We start from the raw sequence: 18,804 nt of genomic DNA on the forward strand, positions 1-18,804 counted from the left end.
ATATGAAGTTGAAAATATATACATCATTATTACTCCTTTTTATAACCTTAACTATTAATGCGCAAGAGTCTGCATTAAAAGCAACTGTTAGTAAAAACAAACTAGGTGTTAACCAACGTTTACGTGTTGAGTTTTCGACCAATAAACAAGGAGCGGATAATTTTAAAGCGCCTAACTTTAAAAACTTCAAAATAGTTGGAGGGCCAAGTCAATCTGTTAGTCAATCTTGGATAAACGGAAAAGTTACCTTCTCTAAATCATACACCTATATTATTCAGCCAAAACAAAAAGGTGAATTTAATATTCCACCAGCATCTATAGAAATTGGTGGGAAAACTATAAAATCGAACACCGTAAAAGTTATTGTTTTAAGTGCTGTTGATGTTCCTAAAAACCCTAACGACCCAAATTATATAGCACAACAAAACATTCATTTAGTTGCAGAACTTTCTAAGTCGCAACCTTATGTTGGTGAAAGTGTTTATGTTGAATATCGCCTTTATTTTAGTGATAATGTAGGTATTTATGACAATGCAATTACAGAAGCCCCACAATATAATGGCTTTTGGAATCAAGAAATAAAAAGAAACGGAACACCTGTAAAAACAGGAATGTATAATGGTGAACGTTATCGATACGCTGTACTTCATAAAGCTTTATTAATACCAACCAAAAACGGAAAACTAACAATAGACCCTATGAAAATGGATATTATTGTTGCCTTACCTACAGGCCGTGCAGATTTTTTTGGAAATGTAATTACAAAACAAGTTAGAAGAGAGTTTTCATCTGCTAAGAAAGTAGTTCGCGCGAAAGCCTTACCTCTTACCAATAAACCTGAGGATTTTACCGGCGCAGTTGGTGATTTTTCTTTTGATGTTTCTCTAAACAAAGGCTCTTTAAAAGCAAACGAATCTTCGTTAATAAAAGTAGAAGTTAACGGAAAAGGGAACTTAAAACTATTTGAGCTTCCTAAAGTAGAAACACCTGAAGAACTTGAAATTTATCAGCCAGAAAGAAAAGAAAAGATTAGCGTTACTTCTAGTGGAATAATCGGATCTGTTAGTGATACATACACAGTTGTACCTGAATTTAAAGGAAAATACAAGATACCGAAAACGAGCTTTTCTTATTTTGATCCGAAGGAAAAAACGTATAAAACCATAGTTACAGATGATTTATATGTTGATGTATTAGAGGGTAAACCATTACCAAAAAACCAGTCTGACATTGTTATAAAGCAAGATGTAAAAATTACTGGAGATGATTTTAAGTACATACAAACTACTACAAGTTTTGAGCCTATAAAAAAAACCACCTTTTTTAATTCTATCTTATTTTACATATTATTATTCTTACCAATAATTTCGATTCCTGTTGCTATTTTTATCAATCAGAAAAAAGAAGAACGAGATGGTGATGTTGTTGGAAATAAAAAACGAAAAGCAGATAGATTGGCTAAAAAGTATTTATCAGAAGCACAAAAAGAATTAGGAAATAAAGAAGCATTTTATGAAGCTTTAGAAAGAGCATTACATAATTATTTAAAAGCTAAATTAGGCATAGAAACCTCAGATATTAGCAGTGAAAAAATCACCTTCTTACTACAAGATAAAAAAGTAGATGATACAACTATAAATAGTTTTATAGAGGTTCTAAACGATTGTGATTTTGCTAGGTATACGCCAATTACAAACCTACAAATGGAGCAAGAATACGAAAAGGCAAAAGAAGTAATAACACAATTAGACAGACAATTATAATGAGACAGGTTATTGTATTAATATCGTTGTTTATATCAACCATTGTATTAGCACAAAACGCTAATGAATTGTTTGTAACTGCAAATACGCTATATAAAGACGGAAAATACCAGGAAGCTATTAAATTATATGAAAAAATAGAAGCTTCTAAAAAGGTATCATCTGAATTGTATTATAATTTAGGTAATGCCTATTACAAATTAAATAAAGTAGCTCCCTCTATTTACAATTACGAAAAAGCAATTACCCTAAACCCCTCGAACATAGACGCTAAGAACAATTTGTTTATAGCTAATAAATTAACTCTAGACAGAATTGAAGAGTTACCTAAATCTATTTTTCAAAGAATAAATGAAAATTTCTTACAAAAAATCACTTTTAATACTTGGGCTATAGTGTTAATTTTATCTTCATTATTAGCTTCTTTATTATATATACTTTATTACTTTTCATATCTACCTAACAAGAAAAGGTTCTATTTTACAACTAGTATTTTATCTTTTATATTATTGATTACTGTTTTTATTATCACCTACTCACAATACGATAACTCAACAAAAACAGTAGTGGCAATTGTTTTTTCAGAAGAAGTTAATGTTAAAAATGAACCTATAAAAGATGCTGATGAAATATTTATATTACATGAAGGCACTAAAGTAAAAATACTAGATACCGTTGATGAATGGAACAAAATTAAACTAGTAGATGGAAAAACAGGATGGGTTATTAAAAAAGACCTAAAACTGTTGAGCTCTTTTTAATTATAATTTAACAAAATTATAAAAAAACTTTCTTAGATTTGCCTCTTTAATAATAAAACCTTTTAATTGAAGTTAAAAATCGCACTTTTTTTCTCTATTTTATTTATGAGTATGATTGCTGCACCTACAATTATAACTTTAATTGATAAAAACCAAGACATTACCATCTTTCTTGATATAAACGAGGAAGAGGAAGAAAATAATGCTAAAGAAACTTCTAAAGAGTTAAAAGTATACTCGAACTCTAATTTAAATGTGTTTTTTAGAAAACTCCAAAAAAGAAAACATGTAATTTTTTACTCAAAAAATTACATATCTCAGTATTTAAGAATCACTACACCTCCACCAAAGTTTGTTTTATAATTTCTAAGTAAAACAAAAAAATCATTAAAAACAAAACTCTAAGCTTAAAACTTAGAGACAAATTATTTATATATGTTTAAATATATTAAAAATGACTTACCAGCAAGTGTAGTCGTATTTTTCGTAGCGCTACCTTTATGTTTAGGTATTGCATTAGCAAGTGGTGCACCTCTTTTTTCTGGCTTAATTGCAGGTATTATTGGTGGTATTATAGTTGGAGGATTAAGTGGTTCTAAAATTGGCGTAAGTGGTCCCGCAGCTGGTTTAGCTGCAATTGTATTAACAGCAATAGGAACTTTAGGTGGTTATGAAAATTTTTTAGTTGCCGTAGTTTTAGGGGGAATAATTCAAATCGTTTTTGGCCTTTTAAAAGCAGGAATTATTGGTTATTACTTTCCATCTTCAGTAATTAAAGGAATGTTAACAGGAATTGGAATTATTATTATTTTAAAGCAAATTCCACATTTCTTTGGATATGATGCAGAAGCAGAAGGTGCAGACAGTTTTATAGAAGCTTCAGGGGAAAACACATTTTCAGCGATTTTAAATATTACAGATAATATTACTTTAGGACCTACTATTATTGGTTTTATTGGTTTGGGAATTTTATTACTTTGGAGTAATATTCTTTCTAAAAAAGGGAAGATTTTCAACATCATTCAAGGACCATTAGTAGCAGTTGTTGCTGGTATTGTGTATTTTTATGTAACTGGAGAAAATTCTAAATACGGTGTCAATTCAGAGCATTTAGTAAGCGTTCCTGTACCTGATAGTTTCGATTCATTTTTAGGTCAGTTTAGTTTTCCTAATTTTGGTGCTATTACAAATCCACAAGTTTGGGTAACGGCATTTACAATTGCTTTGGTTGCAAGTTTAGAAACACTTTTATGTGTCGAAGCTACAGACAAGTTAGATCCACATAAAAATGTAACCCCAACAAATAGAGAGTTATTAGCACAAGGAACAGGAAATGTTATTTCTGGTTTAATTGGTGGTTTACCAATTACACAAGTTATTGTAAGAAGTTCTGCAAATATTCAATCTGGTGGAAGAACGAAATTATCTGCTATAATACATGGATTTTTATTATTGATTTCTGTAATACTAATCCCGACTTTGTTAAATAAAATTCCTTTATCTGTATTGGCCGCAATCTTACTAATTGTTGGTTATAAATTGGCAAAACCATCCGTATTTAAAGAAATGGTTCAATTGGGCTGGAAACAATGGATTCCATTTTTTGTAACAGTTATTGGTATTGTTTTCGCAGATTTATTAATAGGTATTGGTTTAGGTTTAGCTGTTGGTATTGTCGTAATCTTAATTAAAAGTTTCCAAAACTCTCACTTTTTACACATTGAAGATAAAAGTAATGGTAAACATAGTATTAAAATGACACTTGCAGAAGAAGTAACATTCTTTAATAAAGGGGCTATTTTAAAAGAATTAGATAGTTTACCAAGAGAAACTCATTTAGAATTAGATGTTAGAAAAACCAGATATCTAGATAACGATATTATTGAAATATTAGAAGATTTTGCATTTAAAGCAAAAGAGCGAAATATTGATATTCGTTTAGTTTCTGAAAGAGGTATTGTAGAAAACCCACCTAGTTACATAGAGTTCTTTAACCTTAGACCTAAAAAGGTTGCTTAAAAATATCTGAATGGAAAATCAATATAAAATTTTAATTTTATCAGATATAGGTAAATCTTCTGAAACCATACTAAAAACTAGTATGAATATAGCAAAAATAGTAGAAGGTGAAATAGATATTCTTTGCGTAAAAAAACCTACTGATCTTGTTGAAAAAGAAAGTCAACTTTCAGCCATGAGAACTATTAATGAAAATTTTATTAAAGCTGATAACAAAATCAAAAGAATAAAAAAAGAACTTTCTAAAGACAAGGAAGTTAACATTAAGCACAAAATATCTTTTGGAAACTTAAAAGATGAAATTAGTAATCATCTTACAGAAACTAGACCTGATATTGTTATTTTAGGAAAAAGAAAATCTAATCTATTATCTTTTTTAGGAGATAACACGCTTAATTTTCTTTTAAAAAAACACAAAGGAACCGTAATTGTTACTGATAACAAAAACATATTAGAAACAAGTTCTGAACTTTCTTTAGGTTTGCTTAATAACGTAAATCAAAGTGCAGATAGATTTACTAAAAAGCTAATATCACATACTAAAAAGCCTTTAAAATCTTTTCAGACATCAAATAAAAAATCAGTTTTAAACAAAATGATAACTGGTAAAAAAATGGTTGAATTTGTTTTTGACAAAGAAGATTCTGAACTTAAAAATATTGGTGATTACGTAAGCAAAAACAATATTGATTTATTGTTAGTGAATAGAAATCAAAAAGATATCAATTTTGGCCGTTTTGTAAACAACACAGATTGTTCATTATTATTTACAAATTAAAATAAAAATCTATTGAAAAAATGTAAAATAGATTCATTATCTTGTCTAGTGCATTTTTAATCAATAAAAACGAATGAAGAAATTATTCTCAAATTTTAAAGGAGATTTATTTGGTGGTATCACAGCCGGAATTGTAGCGCTTCCATTAGCATTAGCTTTTGGTGTTAGTTCTGGTTTAGGGCCTAGTGCAGGTTTATATGGTGCCATATTTATTTCATTCTTTGCTGCGCTTTTTGGCGGTACAGATACACAAATATCTGGCCCAACAGCTCCTATGACTGCTGTAAGTATGGTAGTTATTGCAGGTATTATAGCTGCAAATGAAGGTGATGTATCAAAAGCATTACCCGCTATTTTAACCATATTCTTATTGGCCGGTTTATTTCAGGTTGCCTTGGGGGTTTTAGGTTTAGGTAAATATATACGGTATATTCCCTACCCTGTGGTGTCAGGATTTATGACTGCTATTGGTGTGATTATATTAGTTACACAAATTTTACCTGCTGTAGGTTATTATGCAAAAGAAGACAGTCAATTTGTAGAACAATTTAAACCACTTGCCGAAGAATTAATTTTAGAAAACATTTTAAAAGATGAAGCTGGAGAAAAAATATTAGTGTTAGAAAACTTCGAAGAAACAGTTTCTAGGGCTAAAAAAATAACACAAGCAGACATTTTAAAAGAGAGCGAAACATTAGCAGGTAAAGAATCTTCTGGTGTTTTAGGAACTTTTAAAGTACTGCCAAGAGCTTTAAAAAATATTAGTTGGCTTGAATTAATATTAGCATTAGGAACTATATTTATTATCTACGGATTTAAACGTATTACTACCGCAGTGCCTAGCACATTAGTTGCTTTAGTGGTTATGACAGGTATTGCCATTGGTTTCTCATTGCCTTATCGTGCAATTCAAGAAATTCCAGGAGGGTTTCCTATGCCGAATATGGATATTTTCACCAACTTTAGTTTTTCTAGTATTACTCCTTATATTTTTACTGCATTAACCTTATCGTTATTAGGAGCAATTGACTCTTTATTAACGTCGGTAGTTGCTGATAATATGACAAAAACGAAGCATAAACCAAATAAGGAATTAATTGGTCAAGGTATTGGAAACAGTATTGGGGCTATTTTTGGAGGTATTCCTGGTGCAGGAGCAACAATTCGTACTGTGGTAAACATTAACTCTGGTGGTAAAACCAAATTATCTGGTATGGTAGCTGGACTTATGTTATTAGTTATTTTATTAGGACTAGGACCTATTGCATCTAAAATACCTGCAGCAGTATTAGCAGGTATTTTAATTACTGTTGGTATTGGTGTTATGGATTATAAAGGTTTAAAAGCAATACCTAACTTACCACGCGACACTAAAATTGGGCCTTTCAAAATAAGTTCTGAAGTTATTATTATGTTGGTAGTTATGCTGCTATCTACTTTTTGGAATTTAGTATACGCCGTAGGTATTGGTTTAGTAATTGCTTCTTTAATGTTTATGAAAAAAATTGGAGATTTAACTGCCGATCGTTCTGATGTAAAATCACTAGACGAAGAAGCTTGGCCCGATGAAGTTAGTTTTCCTCAAGAATTAAAACAAGAAATTTTTATAAAGCATATAAAAGGACCTTTATTTTTTGGGTCTACAAGCGATTTTCAGGCACTTTCTCAGCAAATACCAGAAACGGCATCTACAGTAATTATGCGTTTAGGTAGAATGCAATATATGGATCAATCTGGTTTATATGCGATGGAAGATATGCTGCAGGATTTAAAGAAAAAAAATATTGAAGTCTTGTTTGTAAATCTATTAAAACAACCAAGATATATGATGGAACGAATAGGTATCATTCCAGATTTTATTCCGAAAGAACACATCTTTAAGAACTTTAACACTTGTGTTCTATGGATAAAACAAAACGTAAAAGACGAATTTAAAAAATAAAAAAATGAGAAATACCGCGATAACCAAAAATGTACAAAGTGCATTAACACCTAAAGGAGTTTTACAAAACTTACTTGAAGGAAATGAGCGTTATGTTGCAAATAACTTAACTGCAACGAACGTAACAGAATTGGTAAAACAAACTATAGATGGACAATTCCCAAAAGCAGTAATTTTGTCTTGTATAGATTCACGTGTGCCAGTAGAATTAGTTTTCGACCAAACAATTGGTGATGTTTTTGTTGCTCGTGTGGCAGGAAACTTCGAAAATGTTGATATTTTAGGTTCAATGGAATACTCTTGTGCAGTTGCAGGAAGTAAATTGGTATTTGTTTTAGGTCATGAAAGTTGTGGTGCTGTTAAAGCTGCTTGCGACGGTGTAGAGCTTGGTAATATTACTGCAATGTTAGATAATATTGCTCCTGCTGCTAAATTAGCTGCAGAACAAGTTGACGGAGAAGCAAACTCAACTAACAGTGCGTTTGTTGCTAAAACTGTTGAGAACAATGTAAAATTAACTATTGAGCGTATCCGCGAAAAGAGTAAAATTTTACAAGAAATGGAAGATAACGGAGAAATTACCATCGTTGGTGGTGTATACTCTTTACACACAGGTAAAGTTACCATGTTGTAATACTATCTATTTTATAAAACTAAAAAATCCGAAGTTAATAACTTCGGATTTTTTTATATCTCAACTTCTAAAGTTTCTTCAATCTCTGGAATTGTTACTTCTCCATCATCTTTAATTATTGACGGGAAAATTGTTGGTGCTATCTTTTTAACGGGAGTATATAATATAGACTCTTCTAAATTTTCCTTGTTTACAAACGGAATCGTATCATTCATTTTTCCGAAGAAAATAAAAACAACACTTAAAATTAATCCGATTTTTAAAGCGCCAAAAACACCACCTAAAATTTTATTAATAATTCCTAATGAAGCAAAATCAGCTATTTTAGTTAATACTTTACCAAACATAGAAACCGTTATTATTATAATAATAAATGTTGCTGCAAAGGCTGCTAATGAAATATATTTCTCATCCCAAGAAACGCTGTCTTTTAACCAATCGGCAATAAAATACGAAAAGTGTATTGCACCATAAACTCCAGCTACCAGAGCGACTAAAGAAGCAACCTCAACAAACAAACCTTTCATCAATCCTCGTATAAAACCAAAAAGAAGTAAAGCTGCAATAATAATATCAAACGTATTCATAAATGTAAAATAATAACTTTTTAAGTAAAATACACTCATAAAACAATTATGTGTGCATATTGTGCACCAAATATACACAACTCATTTGTATCTTTGCTTACTCAAAAAAAACAGATGGAGAAAGAAGTTAACTTAAAGGAAAAATGGGCTTTTCTGATAAAAAATTTATCAGATCAATTTGCCGACGGTGACCAGTTAAATGTAGATGCTGTTATTTATTTAATTGGCGTACAAGAGTTAGGGCAAGGGCAACGTAAGTTTAAAAAAGACGAAAAAGTAAATCTAATGCACATTGCTATTTGTAAACTTTTAGAGCCTTATGGATACTATGAATTTGATTTCTTTGATGAAGACGGTTGGCCACATTATAAAACGTTAACAGAATTACCAAGTTTAAAACCTGGCGAACAATCTGTTTTAATAAAAGAAGCTATTATCAATTATTTTGAATTGATTGATTTTTTTAAGTAGTTTTTATAAGCTCGTCATTACGAGGAATGAATAACGAAGTAATCTTTCTCTCAATTAAAAAGATTACTTCATTTTCTTGGTAATATCTTATATTTAAGTAACACTTAATTTTCGGATCATTTTTGATAAAATTTTGGGGAAAAATCGTTTTACATACACTGCTAAACGTTCTTTTGCTCCGCCGATATATACTTCTTCACGTTTATTTTTTATTGCTTTTAGCATTAGTTTAGCAAAACGATCAGGATCTATTCCGTTTGCAGTTGCGCTGTCCATTTTATTTTGCGGAGTTCCATCTCCTGTCAATGCATTCTTAGAAACGTTGGTAGTTACAAAACCCGGACAAACTAAAGTTACCAAAATATTATCGTTATAAAGCTCGGCACGCAAACTATCAAAAAAACCATGCAACGCGTGTTTTGTTGCTGCATATGTTGATCGTAACGGAGTACCTATTTTACCAACAATACTAGTAGTTACCACAAAATGGCCAGATTTATTTTTAATAAAATGAGGTAATAATGCTTTTGTTAAACCAACGGTTCCTAAATAATTAACATCCATTAAGCGTTTATCAACAGAAATATCAGTGTTTATAACTAATGAACGCTGACTTAAACCTCCATTGTTTACCAAAACATCAACCGCTCCAAAACATAACATTGCCTCATTAACTTTCGGATTCATATTTTCGTACTTTTCTAAGTCAAGCGTAACTATTTTTACTTTCGATGTATTTTTACACTTACTTTTAACCTCCTCTAAAGCATTTTTATTTCTTGATGATAAAATTAAATTTACATCGTAGTTAGATAATTCTATTGCTAGTGATTTACCAATGCCCGATGAAGCTCCGGTAATCCAAAACACTTTATTTTTAAGCTGCATATTTCTATTTTATAAATAAACTTCTCTAAAAATAAGCAAGAAAAAATAAAATTGGTACACTTCTTGGAAAGAAGTTAACAAATGATTAGTTTTAAATCTTATTTACAAACCTTTAAATTATAATGATGAAAAAATTACTGGCTTTACTAATACTTGCCACTTCTATAGCTAACGCTCAATATACAGTTAAAGGAACCTTAACTCCGCCTGAGAAAACCGACTGGGTTATTCTTTATAAAATAGAAGGAGCTAAGCAAAAATTCGTTGCAAATACAACTATAAAATTTGATACTATCGCTGTTGGTGGTGAAAATCAGGTATTAGGTAGGTTTCAATTCGACTTAAAGGACGATGCTAAACCTGGAGCATATAGAGCTACTTATAGAAATAAAGGTGCAGGTTTTGTAGATTTTTACTTTAATAAAGAAAATGTAGAGTTTATATTTAACCCTAAATATCCAGATCAATCTGTTGTATTTACAGCTTCTAGAGAAAATAAATTATTAAATGAATACTCACTAGCTTACGCAGAGATTCAAAATAAAATTGATTTAAACCAAGCTACTTTTATAACTGAAGAAAACAAAGACGCTAAAAAAGCTTACAAAAAAGCATTGGATGAGCTTGAAGACTTGCAAGACATGTACGAGAATAAATCGGAAGGTATGTTGGTAAATCATTTTATTAAAGCTTCTCAAAGATACAATGAGTCTAATCCGTTTGATAATATGGAAGAATATTTAACTTCTACAAACGAGAACTTTTTTAAATACATCGATTTTAAAAGTGATGCTCTTTATAATTCTTCTTTTTTAGTTGATCGTATTTCTGATTTTGTTTTTTACCTAAATTCATCTGAAGATTTACAAATACAAAGAAAGTTATTACGACGATCTATTCTTAAAGTTATGGATGAAGTTCCTACTGGTAGATTAAGAAAAGCGGTAACAGAGTTTTTAATCACTTCTTTAACCGATAAACGTAATGGTGAAGCTGTAGATTGGATGTTTGAAAAGTATTATGATGTTTTACCTGCCGATCAGTTTGATGATGCATTCAAAAAAGAAAAAGTGAAATTATTAAGTGCTACCGTTGGTAGAATTGCGCCTGATTTTTCTTGGAAAGAAGGTGATAAAGAAATGAAATTATCTACTTTAAATGATGGTGAAAAATATTTATTAGTATTTTGGAGTACTGGTTGTCCTCATTGTGTTGATGAAGTTCCTGAATTAGACAAATACATGAATGAAAATCATGAAAACGTTTCAGTGATTACATTCGGAATTGAAAATGATGAAGCAGATTGGACAGAATTTGTTAAAAAACTACCACATTCTCATAACGCAATAGGAACGCATCCTGAGTATAAGTTTGATAATGAAACAGTTCAAAAATATAATTTATTAGGTACACCTTCTTACTTTATATTAAATGCCAACAAGAAAATAATTGCAATGCCTAACCTGTTAGATGATGTGAAAAATTATTTCAATAAGTAATAATACTTAAAATAAACAAAAAAGCCCAACAATTAAACTGTTGGGCTTTTTTGTTTTTAAAAATATAAGAAAGCATCTTCTATATGCTGTATCTTATAAGTATCTTTACTTTTTAATACAGCAATAATATCAAACCGAACCTCTACATCTAAATCTTTTTCGATTACATAATTATCTATTGCCATAACTAATAATTTTATTTTCTTCGGATTTACAAAATCTTGCGGATTTCCGAAATAAGTACTCGATCGTGTTTTAACTTCTATCGCTACTAAAACAGCTTCTTTTTGTGCAATAATATCAACCTCAGCTTTTTTAAATCGGTAGTTTTTTTCAATAATAGCATAGCCATTATCCTGCAAATAATTAATTGCTAACTCCTCCCCTTTTTTACCAAGATCGTTGTGTTGTGCCACTAATTAAAATTTACCGTTGCTGTTTTTTCTTTAATGTTTAGCGTAATATTTCTTCCCATAATTAAGGCTCTGTTATCAGGTTCGTGACCCGCAGGAAAACTGAATATTATTGGTACATCATTTGGAATCACCTCTAAAATTAATTGCTCTATTGAAGTTCCCCAAGCCGTAGTATTTTTCTTAACCTTAGTCATATCACCAACAATGATTCCTTTTACTTTCCTAAAATATCCTGCACGCTTTAAGCTCTGCAGCATACGATCTATCGAATATTTATATTCTCCTATTTCTTCAATAAATAAAATTTTATCTTCTGTTGAAATCTGACTTTCAGAACCTAGCATAGATGCTAAAATGGCAATATTTCCTCCAACTAATTCTCCTTTTACGTTTCCTAGTCGATTGTATTTCGAAAACGGAATTTCATACGCCAATTCTTCACCAAACAATGCTCTTTTAAGCGATTCAATACTTTTTGCTATTACTTCAGGTGCATCTTGCATGCTTGTTCCCATAATTCCGTGAATCGTTTCTACACCCACATTATGAATATGGTTATGAAACGCAGTAATATCAGAATACCCAATTACCCATTTCGGTTTTTCTTTAAACTTCGTAAAATCTAATTTATCTAATATTCGAACAGAACCATAACCACCGCGAGCCGCCCAAATTGCTTTTATATTCGGATTATCTAAAGCATTTTGAAAATCTTCACAACGCTCTTCATCAGTTCCCGCAAAATGATGCGCTTGGTTAAACAAATGCTTTCCGTACACAACTTCTAAACCCCAACTTTCCGCTAATTGTTTTGCTTTATCTATAACATGCTTTCTGTTTTTTAATATTCCTGCAGGTGCTACAATTGCAATTGTATCTCCTTTTTGTAAAGAAGGCGGCGTTATTAATTTCATAGTTTTTGTTTGCGAAAAAGCTATTAAAGCTGTTAAGAAAAAAGATAATACTAGTACACTTCTCTTCAAAATAGTGTCTTATTTTTTTATGCTATTAATATATAAAGTCTAATCTATCAAATGTACCCATTTTATAACAGTTTAAAAAATTGCTTTTTCGTACTTTTGCACTTTAATTTTAGCAGAAGAAAATGAGTACACCAAAAAGATATACAATTACAGCAGCATTACCTTATACAAACGGACCAATTCATATTGGTCATTTAGCAGGTGTGTATGTTCCTGGAGATATTTACACACGTTTTTTACGTCAAAAAGGTAAAGATGTAATTTACATTTGTGGTTCTGATGAACACGGTGTAGCGATACCAATGCGCGCAAAAAAAGAAGGTGTTACTCCGCAAAATATTATTGATAAATACCACAGAATCATCAAAAAATCTTTTGTTGATTTCGGAATTTCATTTGACAACTATTCTCGTACATCATCTGAAATCCATCATAAAACGGCCTCTGATTTTTTTATAAAAATGTACAATGATGGTGAGTTTATCGAAGAAGTTACAGAGCAGTTATACGACGCAGAAGCAAATCAATATTTAGCAGATCGTTTTGTTGTAGGTACTTGCCCCAAATGCGGAAACGAAGAAAGCTACGGTGATCAATGTGAAAAATGTGGTACAAGTCATAATGCAACAGATCTAATCAATCCGAAATCAGCAATTACAGGAAATGTTCCTTCTTTAAAAGAAACAAAACACTGGTTTTTACCTTTAGATAAACACGAAGATTTTTTACGTAAATGGATTATTGAAGGTCATAAACACGATTGGAAACCAAACGTTTTAGGACAATGTAAGTCTTGGATTGATGACGGATTACGTCCTAGAGCTGTAACTCGTGATTTAGACTGGGGAATTCCTGTACCTATTGAAGGAGCAGACGGAAAAGTATTATATGTTTGGTTTGATGCACCGATTGGTTATATATCTTCTACCAAAGAATGGGCAGCTCGTGAAGGTAAAAACTGGGAAGATTATTGGAAAAAAGATGACACAAAATTAGTGCACTTTATAGGTAAAGATAATATTGTATTTCATTGTCTTATTTTTCCATCGATGTTAAAAGCACATGGCGATTATATTTTACCAGAAAATGTACCAGCAAACGAGTTTTTAAATTTAGAAGGAAACAAATTATCAACTTCTAAAAACTGGGCAGTTTGGTTACATGAATATTTAGAAGACTTTCCTAATCAACAAGATGTATTGCGTTATACTTTAACTGCAAACGCACCTGAAAGTAAAGACAACGATTTTACTTGGAAAGATTTTCAAGCAAAAAATAATAATGAGTTAGTAGCTATCTTCGGTAATTTTATAAACCGAGTAGTTGTTTTAACGAATAAATATTACGGTGGAAAAGTACCAGCTGCTGGTGACCTTTCTGAAGTTGATGAAGATACTTTAGCTAGCTTAAAAGAGTTTCCTAATGTAATTGCAAAATCTATTGAGCGTTATCGTTTTAGAGAAGCTTCTCAAGAGTTAATGAATTTAGCTCGTTTAGGTAATAAATACTTAGCTGATGAAGAGCCTTGGAAAATGATTAAGGTTGATGAAGAACGTACTAAAACAATTATGAATGTAGCATTACAAATTGCTACAGGGTTAGCTGTTTTATCTGAACCTTTCTTACCTTTTACTTCTACGAAACTAAAAAACATCTTAAACATAAGTCATAACGAGGAGTTTTCCGACGAAGTTATCTCTTCTGATAATGAGGTTGCCACATCAAGCAGAAAAAACTTGACTCGCAATGACGAATTAACTTGGGAGGATATTTCTGAAAAAAACATTTTAATTGCTGATAATCATCAAATAAATGAAGCTGAATTATTATTCGCTAAAATTGAAGATGCTGAAATTCAACTACAATTAGATAAATTAGAAGCTACAAAAAAAGCAAATGAAGCTGAAAACAGAGTTTTAGAGCCTCAAAAGGAAACCATTGAATTTGATGATTTCACAAAAATAGACATTCGTGTTGGTACAATTATCGAAGCTGAAAAAGTAGCTAAAACTAAAAAGCTTTTAAAGCTTACAGTTGATGTTGGTTTAGATATAAGAACCATCGTTTCTGGTATTGCAGAAAGCTTTAAACCTGCCGATATTATTGGACAACAAGTTAGTGTGGTTTGTAATTTAGCGCCACGTAAATTAAAAGGCATCGAAAGTCAAGGAATGATTTTAATGACCGATACTCCTGATGGCAAATTAGCCTTTGTACAACCTTCTGAAAAGGTAACTAACGGTGAATTTATTTCTTAGATAAAAACAACATTTTAGTATATTCGTAACCTCGCAAATTATTGCGAGGTTTTTTATTTTACGCAGCTATGAAAAAAATCATCATTATTTTAATTATGATGAGTTTAACTTATGTTAATTCTCAAGAACAAATTGGAAGTTTTAACGCAAAATTAGAAAATTCTAAGCTTATTCAAAAATCACTTTCTGTGTATAACAATTACACTAAAAACACTTGTACTTTCTTGTTTGAAACTAAGAAAATTCATGCTTATTTATTAGATGAAAAACTTATTGTTAAAAACCAATTACTTATAAATGAACTATATAGAAAGTATAATAATGTAGTTGGTAAAATATATGATAGCAATAATATTTATAAGCTAATTTTAGCTAATAAAGAAAAAAGTAAATTTGCTATAGTTAAATTCAACTTTAACCTAAATAAAGTTTCTTTTAGTGAAAATAAATTAAACACTAAAAATTTACTATTCCTTCAAAGTGTTAACAAAGAAAATATTAGCCATTTGCTTTTTTTAGAAAAAAAAACATCGAATATTATCTCAAAAAATTATTTTATTAATGATGAGACAACTACTACAAATTTTAATGTTGGAAAAGAAAAATTCTTAATAAATAATCAGAAAGAAATTTCCTTAAGCAAATTATTAGCTGATTATAAAAAACCTAATCATAGGGAAATAAAAAATATAGAATACGAACTTACTAAGGTTAATGAAAGTCCTTATACAAACAGAGTAGTTGACAAAGGTCTTTCTTATGTTATTGAAAAAAATCAAGTTTCACCTACATCAATAGCATTGGCATCTAGATACAATAAACTATATATTACAAATAATGATATTATTATTACCTTAGATAAGAATAGGTTTTACACGCAAATTTTAACTTTAAACTTAGATAAAGGCTCTTATATATTTGAAAGAATTAAGAAACCTTTATTTAATGAAAAAAACATGTATAAAAGATCAAACTCATTTATATATAAAGATAATATTTTTTTAGTTGGAGCCACAAAAAACAGGTTAATCTATTCTATTTATAGCTTAAAGGATAAAAATAAGATAAAACAATTTGAAGCAATAAAAAATCAACCGATTAGCTTTAAAAACTCACTTATAATTCAAGATGGAGGTGGTTTTAATAAACATCGAAGTTTTGAGGAAACAAATAAATTTTTACGAAAAATATCAGAAAGCAATATAGGAATTGGAGTCGTTAAAAACAATAACCTGTATGAGGTTACAATTGGAAGTGAAAAATTAACAACAAAAGCTAGTTCTACTACTATTATGTTTATTAGTCTTGGAATAATTGGTTTTTCTCCCAACTTATTAAGTACTCAGGGTTTTTCTTCACCAACCTCTAATTCCTTTTTTAATTATTTGACTACAAAATCTATCAAAATTAATTGTTTATTTGATGAAAACTTCAACCATATAAAAGGAAAAATAAAAGATAACACATACGATAAAATCGCTAATTTTATAAAAAATAACAAAGATGATAACGTCGAAGATATTTATCAAAATAACACTGAAAACATAAGGATACCAAAAGCTATTAATTTATTTAAGATAAACAACAGTATCATTTTGGGAGCTTATTTACAATTAGAAAAAAAATATATTTATTACAAATTCAATTAACGCTATGCAACTCCTCAATTATATAATTTCTCGTACAACTATTTCTCAAAAATCGATTCAAAATACTATTGAGTTGTTAAATGAAGATTGTACCATTCCGTTTATTGCGCGTTACCGAAAAGAAAAAACAGGGGATTTAGATGAAGTTGAAATCGGACAAATAGTACAGCTAAAAGAACAATTTGAAGCTTTAGAAAAAAGAAAAGCTACAATTCTTAAAGCGCTGGAAGAACAAGATGTTTTAACCAATGAGTTAAAAGCTAAAATCGAAAAAACAGATGATCTTACTACATTAGAAGACATCTATCTTCCGTATAAAAAGAAACGTAAAACCAAAGCCGAAACTGCGCGTAAAAACGGATTAGAGCCGTTGGCGAAGATGATTATGAGTCAGCGCGTAAATGATTTAAGTTTTACCGTCTCGAAATATATAAACGATGAAGTTGATTCGGAAGACAAAGTACTAGAAGGAACTCGTCATATTATTGCTGAATGGATAAATGAACGTACTGATGTTCGTAATAATATCCGTCATCAATTAGAGCGTTATGCTACTATTTCTACAAAGATTATAAAAACTAAAATAGCCGACGAGAAAGCGCAAAAATTCAAAGATTATTTTGATTGGGAAGAAAATCTAAATCGCATTCCGTCTCACCGATTATTAGCTATTCTTCGTGCCGAAAAAGAAGGGTTTATCCGTGTAAAAATCGCTATCGATAATGAAAGAACCCTTCAAAAAATTGAAGATAGAGTTATCAACTCTCAAAACGAGTGTGCTACTCAAATCGAATTAGCAGTTGCTGATGCTTATAAGCGATTACTATTACCTTCTTTAACCAACGAAGCAATGACGCTTGCAAAGGATAAAGCAGATGAAAACGCCATAACCGTATTCGCAAAAAATTTACAACAATTGTTATTAGGTTCTCCTTTAGGTGAAAAACGAATTTTGGCAATCGACCCTGGTTTTAGATCGGGTTGTAAAGTGGTTTGCTTAAATAAACAAGGTGATTTATTACACAATGAAAATATTTATCCGCATGCACCTCAACATCAATCTACTGAAGCCAAAAACAAGATTAATTCATTAGTTGACAAACATCAAATTGAAGCAATTGCTATTGGTAACGGAACTGCATCAAGAGAAACCGAACAGTTAATAAAAAGTATTTCGTTTAAAAATAATGTTGATGTTTTTGTGATAAGTGAAGCCGGAGCCTCTATTTATTCAGCCTCTAAAATTGCAAGAGATGAATTTCCTGACTATGATGTTACCGTTCGTGGCGCTATTTCTATTGGACGAAGATTAGCAGATCCTTTAGCTGAATTGGTTAAAATTGATGCAAAATCTATCGGAGTTGGGCAATATCAACACGATGTAGAGCAATCGAAATTAAATAAATCGTTAGATACCGTTGTTGAGCATTGCGTTAATAAAGTAGGTGTAAATATAAATACAGCAAGTGCTTCGTTACTAAGTTATGTTTCTGGTATTGGTCCGAAATTAGCAGAAAACATTGTGAATTATCGAAACGAGAATGGCGCATTTAAAAATAGAATTGCTATTAAAAAAGTGCCACGCTTAGGCGGAAAAGCATTTGAGCAATCTGCCGGATTTTTACGTATTAAGAATAGCGATAATCCTTTAGATAATTCTGCCGTACACCCAGAAAGCTATGCATTAATAAAACAAATGGCAAAAGATGCTGGTTGTAAGTTATCAGATTTAATAGGCAACACAACCGCTTTAAAACAACTAAAGCTACAACACTATATTACTGATTCTTTTGGTTTGCCTACGTTACAAGATATTGTAAAAGAATTGGAAAAACCCGGACTAGATCCGCGAGAAAAAGCAAAAGCTTTTAGTTTTAACGAACATATTAAAACCATCGATGATGTAAGATCTGGAATGATACTGCCGGGAATCGTAAACAACATTACAAACTTTGGTTGTTTTGTAGATATTGGCGTTAAAGAAAGTGGCTTAGTACATGTTTCTAACCTTTCTAATACGTTTGTTAAAGATGTTAGTGAGCATGTAAGCTTGCAACAACATGTAGAAGTAAAAGTGCTAGAAGTGGATGTGCAAAGAAAAAGAATTCAGCTTTCTATGAGTTATAACCATTCTTAAAAAACTATTTTACCTCTCT

The 18,804-nt window shown here is 30.7% G+C and carries 16 protein-coding genes; 12 read left to right on the forward strand and 4 right to left on the reverse strand.

Going from position 1 to position 18,804, the window contains the following annotated elements; all coding sequences use genetic code 11:
• The first annotated feature begins 2 nt into the window (after window positions 1-2).
• From AC28QF_RS07025 to AC28QF_RS07055, 7 genes are all read left to right on the forward strand, one after another.
• A complete protein-coding gene (locus AC28QF_RS07025) occupies window positions 3-1,763 on the forward strand; it encodes a BatD family protein (protein WP_488200991.1) in 1,761 nt (586 codons plus the stop codon).
• A complete protein-coding gene (locus tag AC28QF_RS07030; protein ID WP_488200990.1) occupies window positions 1,763-2,524 on the forward strand; it encodes a tetratricopeptide repeat protein in 762 nt (253 codons plus the stop codon). The genes AC28QF_RS07025 and AC28QF_RS07030 overlap by 1 nt, the downstream gene beginning before the upstream one ends.
• Before the next feature lie 66 nt (window positions 2,525-2,590).
• The gene (locus AC28QF_RS07035; RefSeq protein WP_488200989.1) at window positions 2,591-2,887 is read left to right on the forward strand and encodes a hypothetical protein; all 297 of its coding nucleotides are present in this window, start codon (window positions 2,591-2,593) and stop codon (window positions 2,885-2,887) included.
• A 72-nt stretch (window positions 2,888-2,959) separates the two neighbouring features.
• Window positions 2,960-4,543, forward strand: a complete 1,584-nt coding sequence (locus AC28QF_RS07040) for a SulP family inorganic anion transporter (protein ID WP_488200988.1) — start codon at window positions 2,960-2,962, stop codon at window positions 4,541-4,543.
• A 10-nt stretch (window positions 4,544-4,553) separates the two neighbouring features.
• The gene (locus AC28QF_RS07045; protein ID WP_488200987.1) at window positions 4,554-5,321 is read left to right on the forward strand and encodes a universal stress protein; all 768 of its coding nucleotides are present in this window, start codon (window positions 4,554-4,556) and stop codon (window positions 5,319-5,321) included.
• Between the two features lie 73 nt (window positions 5,322-5,394).
• A complete protein-coding gene (locus tag AC28QF_RS07050; protein WP_488200986.1) occupies window positions 5,395-7,263 on the forward strand; it encodes a SulP family inorganic anion transporter in 1,869 nt (622 codons plus the stop codon).
• A 4-nt stretch (window positions 7,264-7,267) separates the two neighbouring features.
• Window positions 7,268-7,897 (forward strand): carbonic anhydrase family protein, encoded by a 630-nt coding sequence (locus tag AC28QF_RS07055; protein WP_488200985.1) that lies wholly within the window; start codon window positions 7,268-7,270, stop codon window positions 7,895-7,897.
• A gap of 53 nt (window positions 7,898-7,950) precedes the next feature.
• On the opposite strand, the gene AC28QF_RS07060 is transcribed toward AC28QF_RS07055, so the two are convergent.
• Window positions 7,951-8,484, reverse strand: coding sequence for a CvpA family protein (locus AC28QF_RS07060; RefSeq protein ID WP_488201235.1), 534 nt, complete (start codon window positions 8,482-8,484; stop codon window positions 7,951-7,953).
• 114 nt (window positions 8,485-8,598) lie between these two features.
• On the opposite strand from AC28QF_RS07060, the gene AC28QF_RS07065 reads away from it, so the two are divergent.
• Window positions 8,599-8,955, forward strand: coding sequence for a hypothetical protein (locus AC28QF_RS07065; protein WP_488200984.1), 357 nt, complete (start codon window positions 8,599-8,601; stop codon window positions 8,953-8,955).
• Window positions 8,956-9,048: 93 nt separating this feature from the next.
• Here the strand turns inward: AC28QF_RS07065 and AC28QF_RS07070 are convergent, their stop codons facing one another.
• Entirely contained in the window at window positions 9,049-9,843 is a 795-nt protein-coding gene (locus AC28QF_RS07070; protein ID WP_488200983.1) for an SDR family oxidoreductase, read from the reverse strand.
• A 125-nt stretch (window positions 9,844-9,968) separates the two neighbouring features.
• Here AC28QF_RS07070 and AC28QF_RS07075 point away from each other — a divergent pair, with 125 nt between their 5' ends.
• Entirely contained in the window at window positions 9,969-11,342 is a 1,374-nt protein-coding gene (locus AC28QF_RS07075) for a redoxin family protein (RefSeq protein WP_488200982.1), read from the forward strand.
• A 56-nt stretch (window positions 11,343-11,398) separates the two neighbouring features.
• On the opposite strand, the gene AC28QF_RS07080 is transcribed toward AC28QF_RS07075, so the two are convergent.
• The gene (locus AC28QF_RS07080; RefSeq protein WP_488200981.1) at window positions 11,399-11,758 is read right to left on the reverse strand and encodes a YraN family protein; all 360 of its coding nucleotides are present in this window, start codon (window positions 11,756-11,758) and stop codon (window positions 11,399-11,401) included.
• Complete coding sequence (locus AC28QF_RS07085) at window positions 11,758-12,672, reverse strand: S66 peptidase family protein (RefSeq protein ID WP_488200980.1); 915 nt, start codon at window positions 12,670-12,672, stop codon at window positions 11,758-11,760. The genes AC28QF_RS07080 and AC28QF_RS07085 overlap by 1 nt, the downstream gene beginning before the upstream one ends.
• A gap of 191 nt (window positions 12,673-12,863) precedes the next feature.
• On the opposite strand from AC28QF_RS07085, the gene metG reads away from it, so the two are divergent.
• From metG to AC28QF_RS07100, 3 genes are all read left to right on the forward strand, one after another.
• On the forward strand, window positions 12,864-14,999 hold the full coding sequence (gene metG, locus AC28QF_RS07090; RefSeq protein ID WP_488200979.1) for a methionine--tRNA ligase: 2,136 nt from the start codon (window positions 12,864-12,866) through the stop codon (window positions 14,997-14,999).
• 68 nt (window positions 15,000-15,067) lie between these two features.
• Window positions 15,068-16,648: a hypothetical protein gene (locus tag AC28QF_RS07095; RefSeq protein ID WP_488200978.1), complete on the forward strand. Its 1,581-nt coding sequence runs from the start codon at window positions 15,068-15,070 to the stop codon at window positions 16,646-16,648.
• Between the two features lie 4 nt (window positions 16,649-16,652).
• On the forward strand, window positions 16,653-18,785 hold the full coding sequence (locus AC28QF_RS07100; protein WP_488200977.1) for a Tex family protein: 2,133 nt from the start codon (window positions 16,653-16,655) through the stop codon (window positions 18,783-18,785).
• Window positions 18,786-18,804: the final 19 nt, after the last annotated feature.

The organism is Tenacibaculum sp. M1.3A, assembly GCF_057732375.1.